At 70.9% G+C, this 230-nt stretch carries 1 protein-coding gene; it reads left to right on the top strand.

Going from position 1 to position 230, the window contains the following annotated elements:
* A partial coding sequence (locus tag HMPREF2807_RS12920) for a hypothetical protein (protein ID WP_158010545.1) occupies positions 1–230 on the top strand: 230 nt, incomplete at both ends.

The raw sequence follows: 230 nt of genomic DNA, 5'->3' as shown, positions 1-230 counted from the left end.
ACCGGCGGCATCATCGACGTCTTCCGCACGCACCGCATCCCGGCGAACGTGTCCCTGGACTGCGTCGACCCGCTCATCGCCCCGAAGGCGCCGAACCTGGTGTGGCTGCGCTCCCCGCTGGACCTCGGCTCTGCGGGCCACAGCGTGAAGGCCGCGGCACTGACCTCGCTTGGCTTCGGCCACGTCAGCGCGCTCATCGTCTACGCCCACCCCGGCGTGTTCGAGCAGGC

The organism is Corynebacterium sp. HMSC074A09 (assembly GCF_001811545.1).
Taxonomy (GTDB): domain Bacteria; phylum Actinomycetota; class Actinomycetes; order Mycobacteriales; family Mycobacteriaceae; genus Corynebacterium; species Corynebacterium hiratae.
The sequence above is the reverse complement of the archived record's forward strand: the minus strand, read 5'-3'. Positions and strand labels throughout refer to the sequence as shown.